This window comes from Shewanella sp. MM_2022_3, from assembly GCF_022557375.1.
Classification (GTDB): Bacteria; Pseudomonadota; Gammaproteobacteria; order Enterobacterales; family Shewanellaceae; genus Shewanella; species Shewanella xiamenensis.
Genome location: NZ_JAKZGV010000007.1, coordinates 126569 through 148805 on the forward strand (window position 1 = coordinate 126569; position 22237 = coordinate 148805).

The following is a 22237-nucleotide window of genomic DNA, read 5'->3' on the forward strand; positions in this document are numbered from 1 at the left end:
ATTGCGATAACGCCTGCTTCGACTTAATAGCGAACAGACAAACTTGGGATAAGGAATAATCATGAACAAAATCATCGCAATGGTTCGCAAGGAACTGATAGACGCCGCCCGCGATAAACGCTCTGTGATGGCGGGCCTCTACTACGCCATAGGCACGCCGCTGATCATGTGCGGCCTATTTATGGTGCTTATCGGCCAACTGACCAGCCCGGACGATCTGAAAATCAGCATCACTAACCCCGACAAAGCACCGGACTTAGTGAGATTTTTGTCCAACAAGGGGATTACTCAGGGCGAAGCAGGCGCTAAGGATCTGAAAGCCATCGAGCTGATTATCAGCCCCGACTATGCCAAGCAGATGAACCAAGGCAAAGGCGCCGAGATCACTATCGTGGCCGATAACTCAGAGGAAAAACTGCAAAACTCGATTCGCCGCTTAGAGAAACAGTTGCAGGCCTACAGCGCCGAAATGGGCAGCCTACGCTTAATCGCCCGTGGCATCGACCCTCGCGTGGTGCAGCCACTGAAAGTGAATGTGCACGACCAAGCCACCACCGACTCTAAGGGCGGGATGATCTTAGGCATCGCCATTTTCACTATGATTTACTCAGTGTTTATCTCGGGGATGAACTTGGCCATCGACACCAGCGCCGGTGAGCGTGAACGTAACTCTTTGGCATTGTTACTCAGCCATCCGCTGACCACGCGCCAATTAGTGCTCTCTAAAATCATTGCTGTCGGCCTGTTTGCCCTGCTCGGCTTAGTGTTGATTTTATTAGTATCTAAGGTCGCCTATACCTTCGTGCCTTGGCAGGAACTCGGCTTTAGCGTCAGCATTACCAGCGAATTTATGGCGTTGATGCTGCTAGTTGGTATCCCAGTCGCCCTGATGGCTGCCTGTTTGCAATTGTTTGTGTCCTTTATGGCCAAAACCTTTAAAGAAGCCCAGTCCTATCTAACCATGGTGCTGTTTGTGCCCTTGGCACTGTCGATGGCCGCCAGCTACAACATCGCGCCCGACGTCCTGCAATGGTTGCCCGTTTCGGGTCAGCAACAGGCACTGATGGACTTTATTAAAGGTAAAGATATGAACATGCTGCAATTGCTGGTATCGACCTTGGGCACACTCGCCATTGCGGTAATACTGGCATTCGGCATGGAAAAATCGTTAAAGAGCGAAAAAGTGATCTTCGGTTTGTAACACTATCAACCCACAGAGGGCGCGCCGCGCCCTAACATTGAGTTAAGGAGCCAATCATGGAAAAAGAATTTATTATCATGGTCATTATGGTGACCTTTATTATCGGTGTAAGCGCCACAGAGATGTTTAAGCATTACCTAAAAATGCGCCAACTGGGTGGCGGAAACGATCGACAGCTTGAGGATAAACTCACCCAGCTGAGTCTACAAAATCAGGTACTGATTGAACGAGTACAAGTGCTGGAGCGCATAGTGACAGATGCAGAGGACAACGCCGCTAAAACCACACTGGCACAGCAAATTGAGGCATTAAAATAGTCATTAATGCACCGCAGTTAAACTCGTATTACAGAGTATTAAAGCTGTGTCTATAGGCGCTAAGTCAAGCTGCGTAGTTGCGACTTAGCGCGACCACAACAGTCCACAACAAATGCCAATAAAAAACCCAAGCTAGGCTTGGGTTTATGCAATCTTGCAGCGCGGATTATTTTGCCTTAGGTCTAAAAGGTTTCATCACGGCTTCGTTACACTCGAGGTACGGCCCTTCCATCAGGTCGATACAGTAAGGAATCGCTGGGAATACCGCATCTAAACATTCACGGATTGATTTAGGCTTGCCCGGCAGGTTCACAATTAATGAATCCCCCCGTAAGCCCGCAGTTTGGCGCGAGAGAATCGCCGTAGGCACAAACTTTAATGACTCAGCGCGCATCAACTCGCCAAAGCCCGGCATCATACGATCGCACACGGCCTCAGTCGCCTCGGGCGTCACATCGCGTTTTGCTGGGCCAGTACCGCCCGTGGTCACAATCAAGCAGCAATCCTGCTCATCGGCCATCTTGATCAGGGTCGCTTCAATCACATCCTGCTCGTCGGGGATCACTTGATAAATCGGCTCCCACTCGCTGGTGAGGTAATCATTGAGGGTGTCGATAATCGCCTTGCCCGAGATATCCTCATAAATCCCCGCGCTGGCACGATCGCTCACCGTTACAATCCCGATTTTTGCTTTGCTCATAGGAAATCCCCAATCATGTTGAAATAAAACCATATCGACCGAAAGCAGAGGAGAAACCTATGCTCCTTCGACTATAAGCCGCAGCTAAAATAGCACAAATGCTCGGCCAATGGGGCAAGTAAAACGTGATGAAGTTCGCGCAATATGCTCGAAAAAAGCTAAGACAAGCCATAGCTCACCTTAGCTTAATAGTTTGGACTAAAGGGTTAACTCACCTGCGACAATGTGGGTAAAGCAGGGAAAGCGCCCTTCTGACAACAGGTTACAGCACCGCAACGCACCGCAAACTCAACCGCCTTGCGCAACTGTGCCTGACATGCAAGTCGATGTTTTAAGGTTAAATGCTCGAGATCAAACTCCAACTCAGAACCCAGTGCAAACAAAAATCCCGCCATAAAGCTGTCGCCCGCCGCCGTGGTATCAACGGCTTTAATTTGGGGGACTGGCACGCTAAATCGCTCATCTACTGTGATGCACTGCACTGGATTGGCGCCGTCAGTAATTAGAATCACTTCAACACCTTGCGCCAAACAAAACTGCAAATAATCTTCGAAACTCTTATTCCGCGTTAAGGCTAAATAGTCGGCTTCTTCACGGCTCATTTTCAGCACTTGTGTGTAACGAAAACACTGCTCTACTCGCTCTGCAAGCAATGCGGTATCGGGCCAGAGTGATAAGCGCAAGTTAACATCAAAACTCACTATCTTATTGAATGAATTAGCGCAACGGGCACCATAGATGCTCGCGTTAAAAATGCTCGCTTCGGTAAAGGTGTTGGAACAGAGATGAAAAACATCCATCTGTGGCCATGGAATGGCATCGAAATGGCGCTGACTATAGCAAAGGTCGGCAGTCCCTTGGCGGTTAAACTCGAAGGTTCGTTCACCATTCTCATCCAAATTTACCACCACTGTCGCCGTTGGCGCACCTGGCACTTCGGCCAAATAATCTGTAGCAACGCCTTCGTTTTCGAGGGATTGTTTTAACATTGCGCCATAATCATCGCTGCTAATGCCGCCAGCAAAATAACTCTTACCGCCCAGTTTGGCATAACCTACAGCCACGTTTGCAGGCGCGCCGCCCGCAATGGCTTGATGGGATTTGTCGCTAGCCTCTGTGGGTAATAAATCCACTAACACCTCTCCAAAACTGAGTAATACCGTCATATGGATCCCTTTATATTTCTATTAGTTAAGCAAAAAGCCCATGCTGGATGGGCCTTTTAAATTGTCGGTTTTAAACCTCAAACCCGCCGGAATTAAAACTCGTATTTCAAGGTTGCACTCGTGGTTCTGCCATTAATGGTGCGAGCGCGGATAATATTGTTATCAGGAATAGAACCTTCCTCAGCCTCTGTGATACCCGTGGCTTCAAACAGGTTGTTGACGTTTAAGGAGACACTTAAGGCCTGAGTTAAGTTGTAGGTTGCAAAGGCATTGACCTGATTGTAACCATCAAACTTGAGGTCATTATTATCTTGTGCATAGGAGTCAGTAGTGCCAATCAGGTTGATGCCCACTGAACCTTGGTCAAAGTTATAACGGCCCATCAGCGAGTAGATAAAGTCGGCCTGTCTTCTTGGAGTATTACCCACAACATCTGGTGTTAAAGCGTCCTTAGCAATCTCAGCATCGGTCCAAGTGACATTGCCCCTAAAATCGAAGTCACCGATAAAATAGGCCGATTCAATTTCAATTCCTTTGGCTTTGTACTTACGGTCGAAGAAACGCTGACTGGTCGCCTCAAAGTTTTGCTCTTCGGTCTCGGAGTAGAAAGCGGTCGCGAACACCGATAAATCATCGTAACGGTACTTAACGCCTAACTCATATTGATCCACATTATCGACCGCATCTTCTTTTGCCACTGAACCATCGGCACGAACCTTACCAAATAACAGGCGATCCGCGTTGGCACGGCCGCCATGACTCAAGCGACCAAAAGCAGCTAAATCGCTGTCAAACTGATAGTTTGCACCGAGTGAATAGGAGGTGTAGCTCCAGTCATAATTCACGGGTTGCGGATTAGCATTATCGATAGAAGAGACACTTTGCTCAGGAATAGAGATTACGCCATCCAAGTTCATATCGACTTGCGATTGCACATTGCCAGCGTAGTAACCACTGGCATCGCCGCTGTCGTAACGCACACTGGCATCCAGCGATAAATCCCCAAAGCTTGACGCGACCGCAAGATAAGGCGCCTTAATGTTGTATTCGGTATCGTAATTACGTTGGCAACAATTACCCCAATAAGGCACACCATAGCCGTAGAGCCCAGCATCGGAATAGGCGGTACCATCGGCAGCCACAACATCAAGCAATGCGGCGTTATCCCCTTTGACTTCCATCAAATAGGAGTTCCACATCCAAGTCATATTGATATTTTGGGTGGCATTGTAATAACCCAAAGTAACGCTGGTATCGTCAAAGGTTTTCGTTAATTTTAAGTCGTTTACGATTGAACCAAAGTCATTCATCTTAACGTCGAAGGTATGGATCCGCATGGCGAGTCCATCCATAGGATTGCCCGCATCAGGACCATTGGCATAAATTAACTTGGCGCCAGTGCCCGCAATACTGGCCGCAATGTCGGCGCCATTAGCCACTTCTGCTGGGAATGGCGCCATAAAATTGCCACTCACATCCGAGAAACGGAAGCGGTTTTCGACCTGCCAGTCATTGCCTAAATCAAAGGAAGCTTCTAATCCCACTGAGTTAACCTCAGGATTCATCCCATCGCGCATATCGCCGCGACGACGCTCACCATCGGCACCTAAACTCAGGGTTGAGAGAAAATAAGCTGACTGGATGGCATCGGATTTCGCATTAAAACCAGGAACAGAGCTACCGTCCGAATACATTGGCATGGGTAAGTAGCCAATACTTTTATCATCTAAATGTTTGAAATAAAGACGAACATAGCCACTATCGAACTCTTTGGTTATGTTAGCTTTTACCTGACCACCTTTGTTGGCGTCATAACCTGCTTGGCGAGGGCCTTCACCAGTACGCACAAAACCACCCACATGGAAACGCAGGCTGTCATTGATGCTCGAGCCATATTCAAAGTCAGTACGGAAAGTATCGTAGTCCAAGCCAAAGGTGGTAGACACGCTGCCAGCATCCGAGCTCCCAGTTTTACTGATCACGTTAATAATGCCGCCGGGAGCGTTACTCGCCGCAGTGGATGCCGAACCACCACGAATAGATTCAATGGTTTGTACTGTAGAGTCTAAACGTAAAAAGATATCCGCATTACCAAAGGCAATATCGCCAAACTGTAGAATTGGTAAACCATCTTCTTGAATTTGAAGAAACTTAGCACCACCCGATGCCACAGGTAAGCCACGGACTGCAATGTTAGCATTACCTTCGCCGCCCGTTGATTCCACCTTCATGCCCGGAATGATCCGGAACGCTTCGGCGGATGAACGTGGAGTACTAACCTCCAACTCCGCGAGTGATACGCTGCTGACTGACACGCTTGAGTCCATAACGCGGGTACCACGGGCCACGCCCGTAACAGTAATGCGCTCAAGGCCTAACGCATCTTTCTTGGTTTCTTCCTGCGCGGGTGCATCGGCAGCCCAAAGCTGAGAACTCACCAAGACGGCGATTGTGCTTAACAAGAATTGTTGTGATGTGCGATTTATCATTTTTATGTCCCCACCCATATTTGAGAAGCCGCCCTCTCCCCACGGCGACTTCTACTGAAATTGTTGTTAATCGATTAGCCTGTTATTTCACTTTACTAAAAAACATCTTAATCGATTAAGTTAACAAGTTAGCAACTAAACAACAAAAAGCAAGTGCATTTTTTGTACAAACCAACAAACTTAAAGTGGGAACAACAGACAATTAATTGATTCATTAGAGAAATGTGACATAAAAATTTTTTCTGTCACATTTCAATTCAAGCGCTTTCACGGCTTAACAGCGGTTGGGAAGGATCTTTAATCAGATTAACCCCCGCTAGTAGACACAACAAAACGGCAAACCCAGTAGCGAGGTAAAAGCCATACTTCACATGGCCGAAAATATCCCCAACTAACCCCATACAAAGGGGAGCCAGCGCCGCAGAAACCGCGGTAAAAAACAGGATAACCCCAGCCACAGAACCGTGCTGCGCCACGGGGAAACAACTGATCCCCTTGGAGTTTAAGGTAGGATATATCATTGACATAAACAGCCCAGAGAGGGGCAAGAGAATAACGGCGGCCTCAACACCATAGAGCATAGAACCGAGATAGCAAAGGCTGATCGCCAAGCTAAACCAGAACATAACCTGTTGCCACGAAAAGTGATTTAATATCCATCCGCCCAAAAACCGCCCACCCGCTCGCAGGGTAAAAAAGAGGGTTAAGGCATAGGCCGCCAGTGCAGTGTAATCCCCCTGATACTCTTGCAGCAGGCTAGGCATCCATACATAAATAGCCACTTCGGTGGCCACATACAAACCAATCGCAAGGGAAAACCCTAATGCATAAGGGTTTTTCATCATACTGAAGGTGTTCGCCAGATTAATTGTTTCCGTCGAGGATTGCTTAACCTGCGGATAATCGGCCCTAAACGCTAACCAACAGAGCAGCAGACAAAATACACCCGCCCCAAAATACAAATACTTCCATGACACACCACTGATAAGCAGATAGCTGACGATGGCTGGCCCCACCATCGCGCCAACCCCAAAGAATCCTTCGACCGTGTTCATGGTGCTGGAATGTTGTTTTGGTGACCGAGAGATATCACCGATCAGGGCTAAAGCCCCAGTTTTAAATACCCCAATTGCCAAGCCCACCAAGGCCAATAGCATCAGGAAATAATAAAACGACTCCCCAAGCGCAAATAAAAAACAGGCAATAGCGAACAACAACAACCCTAATAAAATGGTTAGTTTACGCCCTATTTTATCCGCCAAAAAACCCAGAAACAGGCCACTTATTGCGATAAAAATCATCGGCATATAATGGAAGGCGCTCGCCTGAGACAAAGAGAGGCCAAATTCAGCAATCAGCTGCGGGATGATCACGCCCACGGCATCGGAGGTCATAGCAAACATAAAAAACATTAAATACGTCAGCACTCTAATACGAGTGTGATGGCGATTTTCTACAGAATTTGAATCACTTACCATACTGTTTCACCTTATCGTTATCGCGCCTAACTCCCTTTGAAGCTGGCTAAGCCCCAAACAGCTTTAGGCATTATTTATGTACAGCAGTGAGCTAATCCCCCCAAAACCTAAGACTAACTCAAAAATAAAACAAACCACTTGAATAATGTTTCACATTGGTTAAATATACAACTTAATCGATTAAGTTTGTTTGCGCAATTTATAAATAAACGCGGGCAAACTTTACTCTGGGAAGGCTACTCAAACGTGGGCAAAGTATGAAAAATCAAGTGCAATTGATCACCTATGTCGATCGGATAACCGGTGCCGGACTCAAAGAACTCAAAACCTTACTCAATAACGAGTTACAGGGGTTATTTGGGGGCGTTCACCTACTGCCCTTTTACTATCCTATCGATGGCAGCGATGCGGGTTTTGATCCCATAGACCATGTCCAAGTGGATTCACGCTTAGGTGATTGGGACGATGTCAAAAGCATAGGTGAAGAGTTCGACATCATGGCCGACTTGATCGTTAACCATATGTCCGCGGAGTCTCCGGAGTTTAAAGATGTGCTCAAGCATGGCAAACAATCGGCTTACTGGGATTTATTCCTAACCAAGGACAAGGTATTCCCCGAGGGATTAAGCGAGCAGGATCAAAAAGCTATCTATCGCCCTCGCCCAGGGAGCTGCTTTAGCACTTACACCTTAGCGGATGGTTCAACGGAAGAGTTTTGGACCACCTTTACCCGTAACCAAATCGATATCGACGTACACTCCGCAGCAGGTAAAGATTACTTAAACCGTGTATTGGCGCGATTTAACCACAGCAAAGTCAATTTAATCCGCTTAGATGCCGCAGGTTATGCGATCAAAAAGCCCGGCACTAGCTGCTTTATGATTGAGGAATCCTTCGAGTTTGTAGATAAATTAGCGAAGCAAGCCAATCAGTTAGGCATGACAACCCTAGCCGAAATTCACTCCCATCACATGACGCAAATCGATATCGCTAAACGGGTCGATATGGTTTACGACTTTGCATTACCACCGCTGATTTTACACACGCTCTTCAGCCAAGATTGTCGTGCCCTGAGCCACTGGCTTGAAATGGCGCCTCGCAACTGCATTACCGTACTCGATACCCACGATGGTATCGGCATTATCGATGTGGGCCCAATGGATGGCTTACAAGGATTATTGGACGAAAAACAAATCGATAATCTAGTTGAAACCATACACAGCAACAGTCAAGGCGAGAGTTTACAAGCCACAGGGGCAGCCGCCAGCAATGTCGATTTGTATCAAATCAACTGCACCTATTACGATGCCCTCGGGCAAAATGACCTAGATTACTTGATGGCTCGAGCGATTCAGTTTTTCGCACCGGGTATTCCGCAGGTGTACTACGCAGGCCTGCTTACCATACCCAACGACATGGTATTGCTAAATCAAACCCATGTTGGCCGAGATATTAATCGCCCCTATTTAAACCGAGAAAAAGTGCAACAAGCCCTGCAAAAACCAGTGGTTAACGCTCTTATTCAATTGATTAAACTGCGTAATAGCAGCGCCGCATTTAATGGCCGTTTTACGATGGCAGCCAGTGGAAAATCACTAACACTCACATGGTCTGCGGTAAATGCGCAGGCGAGTCTTAATCTCGACTTTGCCAATAAACAAGGGCTGATCACCCTGCTTGATGAGCAAAGCATCGAAACCCAAATCAGCTTAGCCGACCTGCTCACCCCAGCACAGGGATAAATACCAAACATAAAACAAAAGGCGCTTTAATAGCGCCTTCTTCATTTAAAAATCCATATATTAACAGCTTTTACCTAAACGTAATTCATACCCTAATACCTGAGCATGTACGGCATCGTCGATAAACATCTGCGCCGCCATTTGGCCTTTTTGTTCAGAGTATTGATAAACCGTAGTCAGCGGAGGATTCGAGCGAGTCGCCTCATCAATACCATCAAACCCCACTACACGAATATCCTCAGGGATCGCTAATCCCATCGCCAGTGCCTCGCCCAGCACGCTAAGAGCAATTAAGTCACTCATGCATAAAAATACGTTGGGTCTTGGGGTCGAATTCAGCGCCTCCTTGGCCGCAATCCGCGCATATTCCGCATTACTTTCAGGAATATTCCAAATTCGATCATTGCCAAGGGTAATACCGGTTTCCTCAATTGCCTGTAAATATCCCTGCAACCTCTGGTGTGCAATCGACATATCGATTTCGAGCAAATTCAAATCGTAAACTCGGCAAGTTAAATGGGTATCGAGCAGTCTTAGGCCTAATATTGCAACCTGATCGGTAGGTGATTTTAATGCCAATTTTGCCACTTCATAGGCGGCTAGCTTATTGTCAATGCTGACAGCGGCGTTGCGGTGGATATCAAAATCCACTGTAACCACCTTCTTCTTAACCTGTTTCAATTGCTCAGCAAGCAAGGCATTGCGGGGGCGACCATAACAAATAAACCCATCCACAAAATCTGCCACCGCATTCACACTGTCAGAGCAGCCCGAAAACAGCAATAAGTTGAGTTTTTCCCGCTCCAATACCGAAGCCACACCCTTCATAAACTTACTGGCGACAGGATCGGACACCATATATTCAACACTATCGGACAATACCAGCGCGACGGTATCAAATTTGCCTCGGCGTAAGGATTGCGCCGCCTTGTTTGGGCCAAAGTAACCCAATTTAGAGCAAGCGGCCAAAATTTCGTTGCGGCGTTTTTCCGATAGTTGATCGGGACGATTAAAAGCATTAGAAACAGTGGCGTTAGAGACACCTAGCTCGTTAGCTATGCTCTTTAAGGTCCAGTTTTTAGTTGTCATGCAGAATTCCTGGCAAAGAATGGGGTCACAGCGGAAGCTAACCTATCGCAAATACTACACAGCTTAAATCCGTCATGCACCAACAAATCTACTCATGATCCCTAAGCGCTGTGGCGGGCGAGAGATACCCTACAATCGCAGAGCTGAGCGCCACCAAGGCCGCCGCGATAAAACCCCATTGGAAGGCGTGATGCACAACCTCAATGGGTAGCTTTTTTATCGCCGCAATCCCCACCTGCGCCCCTTCGAGCGGTAACAAGCTATATAGCAACAGGCTGAATAAGGCCGTACCAATTGCCGCGCCCATGGAGCGACACAAGGACACCATAGCGGTAATTTGGCTTAAACGCGCCTTGCCCGACACACTCTGCACAACTAACTGCACGCTGGGCATCACGGTTCCTAACCCTATGCCCACCAGCACACCTAATCCGCCAATAAGATCCGCATTGGGCGGGACTAAACCGATAGAGAGTAAACCGATAGAAGCCAGCCCCATCCCGAAGGTCGGCAACCATTTAGGTGCTACATCTCGGCTCAACACCCTGCCCGCAATAGTAGAACCTGTCACTATACCAAAGGTCATTGGTATCAGTAGCAAGCCAGTTTTGGCCGGATTGGTTTGCAGACCGACCTGTAAGTAAATGGGTAAAAAGAAGATCATCGCAAACAGACAGGCGGCAAACAGCGCAGCGGTTAATAGCGGCATATAAATGGCTTTGTTGGCGAGTAAATCCAGCGGCAAGAAAGGACTCTCACGCTGACGCTCCCACCACAACAGCAAGGCGGCGCCCACAAAGATAAATCCCATAAAGCCTAAGCTTGTGGCCGATAGCCAAGCAAAGTCTTGCCCTGCCACGGACAACCAATACAGCAGCGCCGTAATGATAGAAGGAAATAACAGCACGCCAAGCAAGTCAAACCGACCCAGTCGTACAGGTTTAACACTCTGTTTATGCAAGCGATTAAGCCGCCAAACCGCCAGCATGGCCAAGGGAATATTCGCCCAAAATAACCAGTGCCAAGAATAGGCATGCACCACAAAGCCACCAATCACTGGGCCGACAACACTGGCGAGAGTAAACATAGCGGCAAAATAGCCCTGAAAACGCGCCCGTTGCCGTATAGGCACCAGTTCCCCCACAAGGGATTGGGACAGACTCATCAAACCGCCACCACCGAGGCCTTGGAGAATCCTTCCGGCAATCATATGGTCCATCGTCCCGGCGCTGGCGGAGACAATTGAGCCTAACGCGAACACCGCCAAGGCAATCATCAAGATTTTGGCGCGGCCAAAGTTATCCCCTAGCCAGCCGTAAATAGGCACACTGGCCGCCATCGCCAGCATATAACCGATAGTGATCCACGAGGCTTGCCTGAGGCCGCCAAGATCTTCCACTATCGCAGGGGTTGCGGTGGCGAGTAGGGTTTGATCGACCGCCGCCAGAAACATGGGTAAGAATACGGCGGAGAAAATCGCCAGAAAAACCGAAGTGGGTAGAGGCTCATGTTGGGACGAAGCAGACGCTGTAGTCATAGAGTCTCCACCTGTAATCAAGGCTTAAATTCGCCTTGCATTCCAATATTTTGATGCCCAATAGCTATTAAGTAAGCTCGAAATTTTTACCCCTTGGCTCGTCGAAACATGGAGGAAATTATTCCCGCCCACATAAATGCCGACATGGTGCGTGCTCCAGCCGGTTTTAAAGAATACTAAGTCCCCCTTACGCAGTTGATCCCGCGCCACGGGTTTACCAAGTGCTTGCTGCTCCTCCACTGTACGCGGCAGAGTCATACCCAACATTTTTTGGTAAGCGACCGACACAAAGGCCGAGCAATCGATACCTTTCTTGGTCGCCCCCCCCAAACGATAAGGGACGCCGCGCCATTCGGAATGCAATTCGGCGATATTGCTATCGTTCCATACCGAGACGGGTTCAACTTGCTTAACCACAGGCTTAGGTTCTGGCGCGCTCGCACAGGCACCAAGACCTAAGGCTAAGATAACTATCAGTAATCGTTTCATTAGCGTAAAACTCATCGCGGGCAATTCTTGCGTAATATCGGGTGCTATCAGAGCGATAACTAACATACCGTGAAAAAATCGATGGTAACAGCCTAAGCTAATCTCAAGCTTAAAACTATAACGCCGTCCACAATAAGCGAATACCCACCAGCACCATTAAAATCAAGATGATGCGTTTAAACAACCTATCGCTGATCTTATCTTGGATCAACAGTCCCAGTTTTACCCCTAACCAAGCCAAAGGCGCAAGTAACAGAGAAATCAGAATGTTACCTTGGTTAATTTGCCCGAGCAGACTGTAGGGCACTAACTTAACCAGATTCACCACCGCAAAAAACACCACGGCCGTGGCTAAAAACTCTGGTTTGGCCAAGCGTAACGGCAGCAAATAGGCATTGAGTGGCGGCCCGCCTGCATGGGCCACAAAGCTGGTAAAACCTGCGGTTAAGCCGCAGAGTCGTCCCACCAAAGGTGAAGGGGTCGCTTGGGTTTTATCCCCTAAAACCAAGCCATAAAGACCAAATCCTAAGGACACACAGCCCAAAATCGCCCGTAAGTAATCTTCGTTTAATCGGTCGAACAACCAATAGGCTATACCTATGCCCACAATCGCCGCGGGTAAGAGGATCCATAATTGGCGTGGATTATGTTGGCACCACCACGAACGAACACTTAAAAAATCCATATAAATCAGCAGTGGTAACATGATTGCCGCCGCAGTTGCTGGGCTTATGGCTAGCGCTAACAGGGGCACAGTCAAGCCACCGACGCCACCAGCAAAACCCGATTTAGAGATCCCAGTGATCAACACCGCAGGAATCGCCACTAGCCAAAAAACAGGGTCTGTTAACATCCCTTATTCCCAATATTGCGTTAAAGTCATTAAGGTCGAGCGTGAGTAACCGACCTTGAGGGCGATAACACGCCTCGCTGCACCAGCATAAATGTTAAATCTATCCGTGTCTAAATGAAGATAAGGAGTCGATATGAGTCAAATGCAAACGTCGCCGTTTTACGGCGGCCCAAGGGAATGCCCCGTCGAAGATGGGCGGATCCAAATCCAACATATAGCCGCCAAAATCGGTGATGTAGGCGGGATACCCGTAGCGCGGGCGATTCCGCAAAAACCGCGTCGACTCATAGGCCCTTGGTGTTTTCTGGATCATATTGGCCCTGTCACCAACGGTCCCTTAATGAATGTGGGCGAGCATCCCCATATTGGCCTTCAAACCTTCACTTGGATGCTGGAGGGGGAAATCATGCACAGGGACAGCCTAGGTAGCGCCCAAGTGATCCGCCCAAAACAAGTCAATCTGATGACAGCGGGCCATGGTATCGCCCACACCGAAGAGTCAGTCGAAGGTCATCGCACTATGCATGCAGTGCAACTATGGATTGCGCTACCGCTGGAACACAAAGACACAACCCCGAGGTTCGACCATTATCCCCAGCTGCCCACTTGGCAGGAGGCGGGCGCGGAATTCACCCTATTGATTGGCTCGTGGAAGGATAAACAAGCGCCCACACTGCACTTTTCACCGATAGTCGCGCTTGATATTTTTGCCACAGAGGCCACTCAACTAACAATCAGGCTCGATCCGCGATTTGAATATGGCCTAATGCCACTTGAGGGCCGATTCGATATCGACGACGAATCCTTTGATAACAATAACCTCGCTTACCTTGGCATGCTGCGCGAGGGTATAACGCTCGACCTTCACCAAGGCGCACGTTTACTGCTGATTGGCGGCGCGCCCCTCACCGACACAGTCAGTATTTGGTGGAATTTTGTCGGCCACAGCAAGGAAGATATCGCCAGTGCCCAAGCCGATTGGGAGGCCAAGTCCCCACGTTTTACCACTGTGCCGGGTTATAGTGGCAAACGCTTAATGCCGCCGCCCATCCCTTGGTAATCCGAGCAGTAATACGTTATCGCGAGGTAATCGAGCTAGACTACCTCGCTTAAGGCGGCGTTTGCAGCCACTATCTAATGTAAGTTGGCGAGCAAAACCGCCTGCCTGATGCAAATGCCAGACAACACCCACACGCCAAGCCCCAGTAAATTTTACGGATTTTTTACGCGCTATCCCCACAGGCCTTTGCTAAAGTACCCTTAATTTCCGCAACGCCTTAGCCGTTATGACTTTTGCAAACACAGTATCCATCAACCAATTCTGGCGCACGCATCCCGCGATATTTACCGCCATGTTGTTAGTGGTAACGTTAATAACTAGCTATTTTATTGATGTATTTTCAGGATCAGCCATTGCCGTACTGCTTATCCTGCAATTAGCCGTGGTCGCCGTGGCCCTGCAATGCAGCGCCAACTATGCCTACTTTGTGGCCGTGTTTGGCGCTGTCAGCTTTAATTTTTTATTTACCACGCCGCGCTATTCGTTGCAGATGTTCAACATCGAAGACATAGTCAATCTAAGCGTGTTTTTGCTGGTCGCCCTGACTAGCAGCAAATTGGCCGAACATTACCGCCGCCAGCAGCATGCACTCGAACAGGCGCAGCTCAGAAACAGCATTTTGCTCTCGGTCTCCCACGATTTACGCACGCCACTTGCGACCATTATCGGCACCTTAACCACGCTGAAGGAATACCAAGCTAAGCTCAACCCAGAGCAAACCGAGGAGCTTATCGACTCGGCCGCCGCCGAGAGTCATCGCCTGCACCAATATATCGAAAATCTTTTGCAAGCCACTAAGTTACAACATGGTGCGCTCAAATTTAGCCTAGATGAAGCCAATCTACGCGAAGTGTTACAACGCACTATCGCCCGCTTTCAAACCGAGCAACCGCGGATCAAAATTCATAGTGAACCAGAGCTACCACCATTAATGATTTGCAGCTCTTTGATTGAACAAGCGATTTTTAATGTGCTCGATAATGCCCTGCATTATTCCCCCACCAACCAGCCTGTGATCGTAAGCCTCTATCGCTACCAAGATATGCTGCGTATCGATATTCAAGACCTAGGACAAGGCATAGCTCCATCTCAAAAGGAGGCGATTTTCGAACTGTTTTACCGCCAACATCCCTCTACCGATGGCGGTGCTGGATTGGGTCTACCTGTCGCCAAAGGGATTATTACTGCCCATAACGGGCGTATCAGCGCCGAAAGTGTTGCTCAAGGCAGCCTGATCCGCATCGCGTTACCGATAACGAAGGAAAGTGCATAAATGGCTTACAAGGTGTTAGTGGTAGATGATGAGCCACAAATCCATACCTTTATGCGGATCTCACTTGAGGCGGAAGGCTTTGAATACGTGAGCGCCACCAGCATAGCCACGGCGCTCAAACAATACCAAAGCCACCAGCCGCACCTTATCGTGCTCGACCTCGGCCTGCCCGATGGCGATGGTATCGAACTACTCCATGCACTGCGCCTGCAAGATAAGACCCCCGTGTTGGTTTTAACCGCCCGCGATCAGGAGGAAGAAAAAATCCGCCTACTCGAGGCAGGCGCTAACGACTATCTAAGTAAACCCTTTGGCATCAGGGAATTAATCGTGCGTATCAAGGTATTAGTCCGTGACCTTGTGGATACCTCAAGCACTATCGATATGCTGCAATTTGGCCCGCTCACTCTACAAAAGAGCAGCCATCAATGCTGGCTTAACCAGCAGGAAATCGCCCTCACCAAAAAAGAGTTTGCCCTACTGGTTCAGTTAATGTCCCACCCTGGGCAATTGCTGAAACAGAGCGAACTGCTGCGCAATATCTGGGGCGAAACTCACCAAGAAGATAGCCATTATCTGCGGATTTTAGTCAGCCAACTGCGTAAAAAGCTTAACGATAGTGACGAACAACAACTGATCAAAACCGAGCCTGGTTTAGGGTATCGACTCACCGACCTCGGCCCGCCCTAGGCCAGCTCGCCTCACTCTTTAGCTCAACCACACAAGGATATGAAATGGCACATTTTACTGTCATCGGATTAGGCCGCTTCGGCGTTGCTGTAAGCAGAGAACTGATCCACTTAGGTCATACGGTTACGGGTGTCGACAATGACCACAAAGCTGTTGAAAAATATGTAGAAAGTCTTACTGAAGCGGTAATTTGCGACTGCGCCGATGAGGCGTCGCTGCGGGAACTCGATCTTACCAGTAGTGAAGTCGTGATTGTCGCTATCGGTTTTGATATGCAATCGAGCTTACTTTGTACCCTGGCACTGAAAAATCTCGGCGTGCAAAATATTTGGGTTAAAGCCAGCAATAAAGCGCACCACACCATATTGTCTAAACTCGATGTCGCGCGAATTATTCACCCCGAGGAAGATATGGGGATCCGCGTCGCCCAGTCGCTAAACTACCCTATGGTAAATAACTTTCTCGCCATAGGAGATGGGCTCTATATTGTTGAAATCCATATTAAAGCCCATTTACATCAAGTCACAGTTGGCCAACTACTAGGGAGCCTACAAGAGAAAAACACCGATGAGCAAACCAATGTGCAACGCAGCCCTAAAGGCAAAGTCACACCGCTGATGGTTAAGCGCGGGCAGAGCGTATTTAGCAAGATTGATAGTGACTTTATCCTACACACTGACGATGCCCTATTCCTCTGCGGTAGCCGTGCCGAGTTAAAACAGCTCGCACCAAGGTTGGTGTAACGTGGTTCAATGGCATCCTTCGCTCACCCTAGAGCACACACCTAAAAGTAGTAAAAAACTCTTTGGCGCGCCGCCTTTTATCTTAAGCGCAAGCTTTGCTCTGCTGATCTTACTTGGCACTTGCTTGCTTAAACTGCCTATCGCCACCGAGTCGCCCATTACTTGGCTGCAAAGCCTCTTTACCGTGACCTCGGCGGTGACGGTCACAGGGCTTGCGGTCATCGATACTGGCAGTGTGTTCACACCCTTTGGCCAAGTGATTATCGCGCTGTTAATTCAATGCGGCGGCCTAGGCTTGATGACCTTTGCCATAGTCACGCTAATAGCGCTGGGCGGTAAGATAGGTTTCTTGCAGCAAACGGTGGCGAAAGAAGCGTTTAATCAAACCGATACCTCTACCTTAGTCTCGACTGCTAAGGCCGTACTGGTGTTTTCGCTATTGGTTGAAGCCGTGGGTATGCTGATTTTATCTGTCTACTGGAGCGGCGAATTGGGTTGGCAAACTAGCCTGTTTCACGGCTTCTTTTATACCATTAGCGCCTTTAATAACGCGGGTTTTGCCCTAAGCCCAGATAGCTTAATCCCCTATGTGGCCGACCCAGTCGTGAACCTCACTATCACAGGTTTATTTATTGTGGGCGGCCTTGGATTTTCGGTGTGGATTGACCTTAAGCGCAATAAACGTTGGTCGAAACTCACCGTCTACAGCCGTATGATGATTACTGGCACCGTACTAATCAACGCCGTAGCCGTGATAGCCATTTACCTGATTGAGTACAACAACCCCAACACCCTCGCGCCCTTAAGCGAACTCGGCAAATGGTTAGCCTCTTGGTTTCAGGCCGTGACCCCACGCACCGCTGGCTTTAACACCCTGCCCATAGACCAACTCGAGGATGGTTCCACCCTATTGATTTTAGTGTTGATGTTTATCGGCGGCGGCTCCCTCAGCACCGCCAGCGGCATTAAGGTCGTGACCTTTATGGTGTTAATCCTCGCCACCTACGGCTATTTACGCCGCGATGAAGCCGTGTATGTGTTTAAGCGGGAAATCCCCAAAGACACCATTAGCAAGGCACTCGCCCTCACGATGATCTCCATCGGCGTCACTTGGCTGGCAATATTCGCCCTCGTGCTCACCGAAAAAGCCCCGATAATGGATATCGCCTTCGAAGCCGTATCCGCCCTCGGCACAGTTGGGCTATCCCGTGGATTAACAGGCAATTTATCCAGTGCAGGCCAAGGCATTATCATCTTTATGATGTTTATGGGACGCCTCGGCCCACTGATGTTGGCCTACTTCCTTGCCAACCCAAGGGTAAAAAAGCTGCGCTATGCAGAAACTAAATTGGCAATTGGGTAAGGAAAACACTAAGGCGCACCGTAAAAAATAATTCGCTTAGCTATGAGCTATCAACAACCGACACAGTGGAGCATTAATGTAATAATTAGCACGCCCCACTTTTTGTTTCGTTAAGAAACCGTGCTCGACCAGCTGCTCTAAATATTTAGTGGCGGTAATGCGTGTCACACCCAATTCTTCGATTAGAAAGTCAATCTTGGTATAGGGATGATTAAACAAATTGTTTAGTAAATCTTGGCTATAGACTTTTGGAAGCTGCTCACGGATACCTTGTTTGACATCAGTCATCAAGGTTTTCATTTCGGTGATCAGCGAAATGGTATTTTGTGCTGTGTCGATAATGCCATCAAGCATAAATAGCAGCCACGGCTCCCAATTCCCCGAATCTCTTACCGCCTGCAATTTCGCATAATAATCAGGCTTATGCTGAATAATATAACGGCTTAAATACAGAACAGGCAGGTTAAGTAAATCTTTAATAACCAAGTACAAAATATTCAATATACGACCAGTTCGACCATTACCGTCATAGAAGGGGTGAATACTTTCAAATTGATGATGAATAATTGCCATTTTTACCAACGGATCGGCATCACATTGCTCGTCATCGTTGATAAACAGAATCAGATTTTCCATAAGCTCAGCAATATCATCTGCATGCTGTGGTGGTGTATAGATCACTTCCCCAGTCCGCGTATTCTTAAGCTCCGTGCCCGGTAACTTCCGCAGTCCCGCATTGTTGTGCTCTAGATTTTGTTGTATCGCAAGAATATCGCTGAGGCGGATCAATTTGTTTTGCCGCGCAATATGAAACCCTTGCTTTAAAGCAAAAGCATAATCTTGGACTTCTTTGGTAGCAGGGTTAGTAATGGCCTCTTCAAATAAATTGGCCTTATAAAGCTCATCGTGCGTAGTGACGATATTCTCAACTTCAGAACTATCTTTTGCCTCTTGCAGAGCTAACGTATTGATTAAAATAGCTTCATTGGGAATGCTGGCTGCGACACCTTTAAGCTCTGCCAAGTAGCGATGTGCTTCGGCAGTTTTTTTGAGTACCGAACGGGTTTCCCACAGTTCAATGTTAGGAAGAGGAAGCAAAGCCAGTGAGTCTAACATAGATAAATTCCACTCTTTTCTATACTGAAGAGATTCAATATGTATAGTTTTCCTCAAAAATTATACATGACAGAGAAAACATGTATAGTTTTTCAAGTTTTCTATACATTACACCTAACTAGTTAGACTCAATGGCAAGAATGTTAAAAATGGTAGGATTACCGCAAAAGAGTCACGCAGCACAATACAGCTAACCAACTGATATACAAGAATGAACTCGAGGCTTTTCAGAGTTCTGCGAAGAAGCGGCATACAAACCTCCTTGTTTAATGCTTAACCAAACCAAGCATAATAGGAGGTTGACTTAAGTGCTATTAAGGATGGGTGTCCAGTTTTTCAGCCTCAAGTAAAGTTAAGCATAAATTCGTCCAAATCTTTTGCGATAGTATCTATCGTTTTCTTTTCTGACTGCCGAAGAACTGCTGCATGATAAGAAAATTTGTTACGCAATTGCTGAAAGTTCAATTGGTAGCTTTTCCCACTCAATATGGTTTCAATCGGATTATTGTAGCCTTTGAATAGACCGAGCAAACCAGACCTTTGGTCTAAACTACTTTTTATGGATGCAGCAACATTTACGACATCATGGTAATCATCACAAAACTGCCTTAGCATCGTCTCATAATTAAATTGACTAATTTGAAATTCATTTTCTAAAGCAACACGATTTTTTAATTCATTGATTTGGTCAAAAATAGAAGATAAACGTAAATAAATATTAGATACGTCGATCTGAGCTATTAATCCAATATTCCGTTTATAATTTTTTTCGTTTAAGTCAAAAGAGTTTGTTGGGTTTCTCATTTCTTCAAAAACACTCATTATTAGTTTTTTGAACAAATCTAATACGTAGTTCGGATCAGTTAGTTCCATAATCTTACCTAAAAAATAGAGTCACCCAAAGTAAAGCAATAACATAATTCACTTTCGATTTTCCGACAACACATCTGGCTAGAATGACTTCAATAAGTAACAAGAAAAGTAGCAAGGCTGCATTCGAGGTAAAGAATCGAGATAATAGCTTAGATAGTTACGATTGCCATTGTCGTAACTTTGACCGTTGGCGGCATGTATGCCGCCTTCGAGCCTATAGGGATACTTCTTGTAAAATAAAAAGGCGGCGTGTCACAGGGGAAACAGTGACAATGTATACAACGCCAACTTCCTTGAATTGTTATGTGCAGAAAACAAACTTAAATTTACGTATTCCACCGCGCTAACTGAGAATTTCCCAATATAAATTCGATCTCATTTTGCGACAGTACATTTGCATCTTCAGATTCAAGCACTTTAATATCTAAATGACATCCCATATTGGCACAAAAGAACTGTACTATTTTCAATCTAAAACTAGTAAGTTCATTCGCTTCTAACTCTTTGCTTGCGCTACTTAGCAACTTGAGAGCATCAGCTCTTATACGGACGTATTCTTCATCAACCCAATGTTCATCTGAGTCATCCTTAAAATTGTTATGACAAGCGATTTCTAGTTCATTTAATTTTTCTAAATATTTCTTCAAACTTTATTGTTCCCAAACAGACTAAACCGCTTGTCCAGCCGCCACGCCAGATGCCCAGGCCCATTGAAAATTAAACCCGCCTAACCAACCGCTAACATCCATCACTTCGCCGATAAAAAACAGGCCGGGGACTTTTATGGCTTCCATGGTTTTGGAGGACAGTTCATGGGTATCCACGCCGCCGAGGGTCACTTCGGCGGTGCGATAGCCTTCGGTGCCATTCATTAAGACTGTCCAGCGGTGCAGATCGTCGACTAACTTGGCGCGCTCTGCATGAACCAACTGATTTAAGGCTTTGTTGAGTAAAGCCTCATCGAATAACACTTCCACCAGCCGCTTTGGTAACCACTGGCTTAAGGTATTACGCAGACTCTGTTTAGGATGTGCGGTCAGTTGTTGCTCTAAGGCCTGTGCAGCATCCATATTGGGTAATAGATTGATTTCTATGGTTTCGCCCGCTTTCCAATAGTTAGAAATCTGCAAAATAGCGGGGCCAGATAAGCCTCTATGGGTAAAGAGCAAAGCTTCGCTAAAGGCGGTGCCATCTTTGGCGGTAATGCGGCTCGGTACGGCAATGCCCGACAGCGGTTCGAAGCGAATTTTATCTTCGCTGTGCCAAGTAAAAGGCACCAGACCCGCGTGTGTTGGCAACACCTTAAGCCCAAACTGCTCGGCCAATTGATAGCCGTAGGGCGTGGCGCCAAGTTTTGGCATGGATAAACCGCCGGTGGCGATCACTAAGGAGTCGCAACTTAACTCGCCATTTGAGGTGTTTAGCTCAAAGCGACCAGCCTCAGTTTTGCTCACCGCCAGAATATCGGTACGCAACTTAATGCTCACGCCCGCCCATTCACATTCGGTCAGCAGCATAGTGACTATCTCTTTGGCCGAGTCATTACAAAACAGCTGGCCATGATCGCGCTCGTGGTATTCAATGCCGTGGCGCTCAACCAGTTCAATAAACTGCTGCGACGGATAACGCGCCAATGCGGATTTTACAAAGTGCGGGTTGCCACAGATAAAGTTGGCGGGTTCGACTTTCAGGTTAGTAAAGTTACAACGGCCGCCACCGCTGATAAGGATTTTACGCCCAGCCTGCTTGGCATTATCGAGTACCAGTACATCACGACCTCGGTAACCCGCTGTTGCAGCACACATTAATCCTGCGGCGCCGGCTCCGATAATAATTACATCATGATGTTTCACACTTATACTCCCGTCGATAAATTAATTTGGCTATTGCCCATCATCCCAAATAGTTCAAAGACTGAGTTACAGTATTGATCTTCGATATTGGGGTAGATATTCCGCATTCAGCATCCACTCTTAATGGATACAGCCAATGCCCGACTGCTGCCGGTAACATTAAGGCGATAGCGATCGGACATAAAAAAGGGCGCTATTTTAGCAC

Annotated in this window: 20 protein-coding genes; 8 read left to right on the forward strand and 12 right to left on the reverse strand. The window is 47.4% G+C overall.

From position 1 onward, the window contains the following. The first annotated feature begins 61 nt into the window (after window positions 1–61). Window positions 62–1201: an ABC transporter permease gene (locus tag MMG82_RS06675; protein WP_037427971.1), complete on the forward strand. Its 1140-nt coding sequence runs from the start codon at window positions 62–64 to the stop codon at window positions 1199–1201. A 56-nt stretch (window positions 1202–1257) separates the two neighbouring features. Then, window positions 1258–1518: a phage-shock protein gene (locus MMG82_RS06680; RefSeq protein WP_037416192.1), complete on the forward strand. Its 261-nt coding sequence runs from the start codon at window positions 1258–1260 to the stop codon at window positions 1516–1518. Between the two features lie 166 nt (window positions 1519–1684). On the opposite strand, the gene mog is transcribed toward MMG82_RS06680, so the two are convergent. The 4 genes from mog to MMG82_RS06700 form a co-directional block, all read right to left on the reverse strand. Further along, entirely contained in the window at window positions 1685–2218 is a 534-nt protein-coding gene (gene mog / locus MMG82_RS06685) for a molybdopterin adenylyltransferase (RefSeq protein WP_088587005.1), read from the reverse strand. Window positions 2219–2424: 206 nt separating this feature from the next. Then, window positions 2425–3384 (reverse strand): carbohydrate kinase, encoded by a 960-nt coding sequence (locus MMG82_RS06690; RefSeq protein ID WP_241406653.1) that lies wholly within the window; start codon window positions 3382–3384, stop codon window positions 2425–2427. A gap of 92 nt (window positions 3385–3476) precedes the next feature. Continuing rightward, window positions 3477–5873 carry a TonB-dependent receptor gene (locus tag MMG82_RS06695; protein ID WP_241406654.1) on the reverse strand — a complete coding sequence of 799 codons (2397 nt, stop codon included), beginning with the start codon at window positions 5871–5873 and terminating at the stop codon, window positions 3477–3479. A 257-nt stretch (window positions 5874–6130) separates the two neighbouring features. After that, the gene (locus tag MMG82_RS06700; protein ID WP_241406655.1) at window positions 6131–7351 is read right to left on the reverse strand and encodes an MFS transporter; all 1221 of its coding nucleotides are present in this window, start codon (window positions 7349–7351) and stop codon (window positions 6131–6133) included. A gap of 257 nt (window positions 7352–7608) precedes the next feature. Between MMG82_RS06700 and gtfA the strand changes: the two genes are divergently transcribed. Next, window positions 7609–9093: a sucrose phosphorylase gene (gtfA, locus tag MMG82_RS06705; protein ID WP_241406656.1), complete on the forward strand. Its 1485-nt coding sequence runs from the start codon at window positions 7609–7611 to the stop codon at window positions 9091–9093. 60 nt (window positions 9094–9153) lie between these two features. On the opposite strand, the gene MMG82_RS06710 is transcribed toward gtfA, so the two are convergent. From MMG82_RS06710 to MMG82_RS06725, 4 genes are all read right to left on the reverse strand, one after another. Beyond that, complete coding sequence (locus tag MMG82_RS06710; RefSeq protein WP_047536421.1) at window positions 9154–10182, reverse strand: LacI family DNA-binding transcriptional regulator; 1029 nt, start codon at window positions 10180–10182, stop codon at window positions 9154–9156. Between the two features lie 88 nt (window positions 10183–10270). Beyond that, entirely contained in the window at window positions 10271–11719 is a 1449-nt protein-coding gene (locus tag MMG82_RS06715) for an MFS transporter (RefSeq protein WP_241406657.1), read from the reverse strand. A 24-nt stretch (window positions 11720–11743) separates the two neighbouring features. After that, window positions 11744–12208, reverse strand: coding sequence for an NlpC/P60 family protein (locus MMG82_RS06720; RefSeq protein ID WP_037427995.1), 465 nt, complete (start codon window positions 12206–12208; stop codon window positions 11744–11746). Window positions 12209–12323: 115 nt separating this feature from the next. Continuing rightward, complete coding sequence (locus MMG82_RS06725) at window positions 12324–13061, reverse strand: sulfite exporter TauE/SafE family protein (RefSeq protein WP_172587826.1); 738 nt, start codon at window positions 13059–13061, stop codon at window positions 12324–12326. 133 nt (window positions 13062–13194) lie between these two features. Here MMG82_RS06725 and MMG82_RS06730 point away from each other — a divergent pair, with 133 nt between their 5' ends. From MMG82_RS06730 to MMG82_RS06750, 5 genes are all read left to right on the forward strand, one after another. Beyond that, entirely contained in the window at window positions 13195–14121 is a 927-nt protein-coding gene (locus MMG82_RS06730) for a pirin family protein (RefSeq protein WP_241406658.1), read from the forward strand. A 226-nt stretch (window positions 14122–14347) separates the two neighbouring features. Beyond that, window positions 14348–15394, forward strand: coding sequence for an ATP-binding protein (locus tag MMG82_RS06735; RefSeq protein WP_241406659.1), 1047 nt, complete (start codon window positions 14348–14350; stop codon window positions 15392–15394). Beyond that, complete coding sequence (locus MMG82_RS06740; protein ID WP_188871359.1) at window positions 15395–16084, forward strand: response regulator transcription factor; 690 nt, start codon at window positions 15395–15397, stop codon at window positions 16082–16084. A 44-nt stretch (window positions 16085–16128) separates the two neighbouring features. Beyond that, window positions 16129–16827 (forward strand): TrkA family potassium uptake protein, encoded by a 699-nt coding sequence (locus MMG82_RS06745; protein WP_188871361.1) that lies wholly within the window; start codon window positions 16129–16131, stop codon window positions 16825–16827. 1 nt (window position 16828) lies between these two features. Next, window positions 16829–18190: a TrkH family potassium uptake protein gene (locus tag MMG82_RS06750; RefSeq protein WP_241406660.1), complete on the forward strand. Its 1362-nt coding sequence runs from the start codon at window positions 16829–16831 to the stop codon at window positions 18188–18190. Between the two features lie 36 nt (window positions 18191–18226). Here the strand turns inward: MMG82_RS06750 and MMG82_RS06755 are convergent, their stop codons facing one another. From MMG82_RS06755 to MMG82_RS06770, 4 genes are all read right to left on the reverse strand, one after another. Continuing rightward, window positions 18227–19306 carry a Fic family protein gene (locus MMG82_RS06755; protein ID WP_047539608.1) on the reverse strand — a complete coding sequence of 360 codons (1080 nt, stop codon included), beginning with the start codon at window positions 19304–19306 and terminating at the stop codon, window positions 18227–18229. A 342-nt stretch (window positions 19307–19648) separates the two neighbouring features. Then, window positions 19649–20179, reverse strand: coding sequence for a hypothetical protein (locus tag MMG82_RS06760; RefSeq protein ID WP_099457171.1), 531 nt, complete (start codon window positions 20177–20179; stop codon window positions 19649–19651). Between the two features lie 326 nt (window positions 20180–20505). Next, window positions 20506–20826, reverse strand: a complete 321-nt coding sequence (locus MMG82_RS06765; RefSeq protein ID WP_241406661.1) for a hypothetical protein — start codon at window positions 20824–20826, stop codon at window positions 20506–20508. 21 nt (window positions 20827–20847) lie between these two features. After that, a complete protein-coding gene (locus MMG82_RS06770; RefSeq protein WP_241406662.1) occupies window positions 20848–22032 on the reverse strand; it encodes an NAD(P)/FAD-dependent oxidoreductase in 1185 nt (394 codons plus the stop codon). Window positions 22033–22237 lie beyond the last annotated feature (205 nt).